The organism is Shewanella sp. (genome assembly GCF_013214165.1).
In the GTDB taxonomy this organism is placed as follows: Bacteria; Pseudomonadota; Gammaproteobacteria; order Enterobacterales; family Shewanellaceae; genus Shewanella.
This window is the reverse complement of record NZ_JABSSM010000170.1, coordinates 1-2,548: the sequence shown is the minus strand read 5'-3', so window position 1 is coordinate 2,548 and position 2,548 is coordinate 1. Positions and strand designations below refer to the sequence as shown.

Annotated in this window: 4 protein-coding genes; 3 read left to right on the top strand and 1 reads right to left on the bottom strand. The window is 43.2% G+C overall.

What is annotated here, in order from left to right:
- Positions 1 to 558: 558 nt before the first annotated feature.
- Together HRU42_RS20970 and HRU42_RS20965 are read left to right on the top strand one after the other, a co-directional pair.
- Positions 559 to 1,290 carry a pteridine reductase gene (locus HRU42_RS20970; RefSeq protein ID WP_295034021.1) on the top strand — a complete coding sequence of 244 codons (732 nt, stop codon included), beginning with the start codon at positions 559 to 561 and terminating at the stop codon, positions 1,288 to 1,290.
- Between the two features lie 110 nt (positions 1,291 to 1,400).
- Positions 1,401 to 1,601, top strand: a complete 201-nt coding sequence (locus HRU42_RS20965; RefSeq protein WP_041419882.1) for a CPXCG motif-containing cysteine-rich protein — start codon at positions 1,401 to 1,403, stop codon at positions 1,599 to 1,601.
- A 29-nt stretch (positions 1,602 to 1,630) separates the two neighbouring features.
- On the opposite strand, the gene HRU42_RS20960 is transcribed toward HRU42_RS20965, so the two are convergent.
- Positions 1,631 to 2,266: a riboflavin synthase subunit alpha gene (locus HRU42_RS20960; protein WP_295034017.1), complete on the bottom strand. Its 636-nt coding sequence runs from the start codon at positions 2,264 to 2,266 to the stop codon at positions 1,631 to 1,633.
- Between the two features lie 32 nt (positions 2,267 to 2,298).
- Between HRU42_RS20960 and HRU42_RS20955 the strand changes: the two genes are divergently transcribed.
- On the top strand, positions 2,299 to 2,548 hold a 250-nt coding region (locus HRU42_RS20955), incomplete at its 3' end, for an MATE family efflux transporter (protein ID WP_295034016.1).

Below are 2,548 nucleotides of genomic sequence, written 5' to 3'. Positions count from 1 at the left end.
TATAGAGGTAAAGTAGAAGCACCAATGGGGTAAGCCATTACAAGAGTCTTAATCACCTTAGGCGCAAGCGAGTAATTCTACGAGATCTGTACCCGTGAGTGCAAGCATAAAAACGCAGTGGAGCAGGACATATGAAAATATTCAATAGCAGGCTAATGTTATGATTTTAAAATTTTATTGTCACTTTTTCGGCATCGAAATCACCTCACCTAGGGCCATCTAGCCTAGATGAACAATTTGAGTTGATGCTGGCTTCGCTCGACGTGGAACTCGCTAGTGGTTCTGCAGAATCAAATGTCACCAATTTGAGAACGGCTCAAACCCCGTCCCATCTGATGAAAGCCAATCCTCAACAGGATGACTGAAGCTCTTCTTACTTTAAGTACACCTATTAATTCCTATAGGTATTTAAAGCGAGGATGACAAAAAACAAGTCGCCTCACTTTAACCGCTTCATTCTTTAAAAGCATATTCTATAGCGCTGACATTGCTTTTGCCCCCAGCTTTAAGGGAAGATGCGATAAGCAGTAACATCAATTCCCCCTAAGAGAGATTAACATGAACCAATGGGCGTTAGTGACAGGAGCGGCAAAACGAATAGGTCGTGCAATAGCATTGAAGTTGCACTCTAGCGGCTATAATATCATCATTCACTACGGAGCTTCTGCCGATGCTGCCTGTTCACTGTGTGATGAACTGAACCAAGTCCGGCAAGATTCTTGTGTCACAATACAAGCCGACCTCTCTACTGAGGAAGGCATAAATGATTTAGTAAAGCTTGCTACTAGCTTTAAACTGTCAATTCTCATCAACAACGCATCTCAATTTTACCCAACCCCATTGCAAGAAACTCAGTTAAATGACTGCCAACGCTTATTAGTCATTAACCTTTTAGCGCCCTACTTTCTAGCACAGAAATTATCTCCCTTATTGAGTAAAAATAACGGAACAATCATTAACTTGCTCGATATTCATGGCCAAAAGCCACTTAAAGATCATGGGATATACTCTATATCTAAAGCAGGCTTACAGATGGCAACCTTATCCTTAGCCCAAGAGTTGGGTCCCAATGTTAGAGTCAATGGCATAGCGCCCGGCGCAATTCTGTGGCCAGAAAACAGTCAAAATAATGCTCAAGAATCTATAATTAAACAGATCCCTTTGGCAAAATGCGGCTCACCGGCAGACATTGCAAACACGGTTCAATTTCTCGTTGATAGCCATTATATATCAGGACAGATTATCGCTATAGATGGCGGCCGAACGGCGACTGGATACATGGGAGCATAAAGTATAAATCAGGTATGTTGACAATAAAAATTAACGGGCGACAATCAAGCTAACTTGATTTGCTCATGCTAAGCCGTCCATGCACCACGAATGGACCAATAGGAGTGTTTATGAAATTTTCCACTCAAACGATCAGTTGCCCCCATTGTGGGCACCATCAACATATCGATGTTGATGGCACCTGCGGCGATCAAGATTACTATGATGATTGCCGCATCTGTTGTAATCCAATACATCTAAGGCTTCATCTCGATGAGGCTCGCCATAAAATAGAACTGTATATTGATTCAGGTGACGAACAGATATACTGACATCTATGTACCGAACTCGGATCATCAAGTTAACCGGCAGAGTTTAACGAATCTGTGAGCCCTCTTTGCGCTAGCACACGCTCAACAGTATCAACGATGGCCTGTGTTTGACTGTCTATCTCTATATTTAGCTTATCCCCCAGCTCAAGCACATCCAGATTCGTCAGTTTTAACGTCTCTGGGATTAAATGCAGCATAAAACGATTTTCAGTAGTCGCTCCTACGGTAAGGCTGCAGCCATTGACTCCCACGAAGCCTTTATAAAGAATGTAATTCATCCACTTTTTATCGACTTCGAGCTCGATATTGAAATGTTCGCGTGTATTACTTAGGCCACAAACGCTTGCCTGAGTATGGATATGGCCAGAGAGAACATGCCCTCCGATCTCACTACCGAATGTGAGTGACCTTTCTATGTTCACTTGGGAACCAAGTTGTAGTTTTGTGAGATTGGTCACGCTCAATGTCTCTTCCATTACATCGAAAAAAACCCTATCATCTTCAATTCGTGTAACCGTCAAGCAGACTCCGTTGTTCGCAACACTTGCGCCTGTAATGAGCCCTTCACGTAACTCGGGCTCCATAGCGACCTCTAGCGTATTTAAGCCATCTTTCTTATTTATCGCAACCACTTCGCACGTGGCTTGAACTATACCTGTAAACATTTTATCTCTCGTTAGTATTTAAGGCAGTTTTCATGAATCAATTCGGCTTTCAGACCAAACGTTTAGTACAACTCGCACTACCTGTACTCATAGCCCAAGTGACTCAAACCATGATGGGTTTTATCGACACTGTGATGGCGGGTAGAGTCAGTGCTGTCGATATGGCTGCCGTTGCAATAGGAACTAGCTTGTGGTTGCCAGCATTGCTATTTGTTCAGGGGTTACTACTCGCGTTTACCCCCGTGTTTGCCCATCATCATGGGGCAAACGACCAAAAAGCAA